This is a genomic window from Acinetobacter sp. WCHAc060042 (genome assembly GCF_003231195.1).
Taxonomy (GTDB): Bacteria; Pseudomonadota; Gammaproteobacteria; order Pseudomonadales; family Moraxellaceae; genus Acinetobacter.
Genome location: NZ_QKVN01000148.1, coordinates 1 through 296 on the forward strand (window position 1 = coordinate 1; position 296 = coordinate 296).

Consider the following 296-nt stretch of genomic DNA (forward strand, 5'->3'; position numbering starts at 1 on the left):
GTACGGTATTCTGCTTCACCCGGTACATTCATTTCTCTCCAACGTGCACCTGTTGAAAGGATGACTGTTTTAGATTCAAGCTTTGCACCATTTTCTAAAGTGACTTCAACCAAACCATTCGCGGTCTCATCTGCACCTTTGATGTGAGAAACACGTTGTAAGTTCATGATGTCCACACCGTACTCACGTACATGTGCTTCCATTTCAGCAGCAAACTTTGGCCCTTGGGTCTTTTGAATCGAGGTATAGTTTTCAATGTCCATGGTATCCATGACTTGACCACCCATACGTTCAGC

1 protein-coding gene is annotated in these 296 nt (G+C 44.3%); it reads right to left on the bottom strand.

Features of this window, described 5'->3' with window-relative positions; translation table 11 throughout:
* Positions 1–296, bottom strand: a 296-nt coding sequence (locus DPG01_RS18660; RefSeq protein ID WP_162622386.1) for an FAD-dependent oxidoreductase, incomplete at both ends; no start/stop codon positions are given.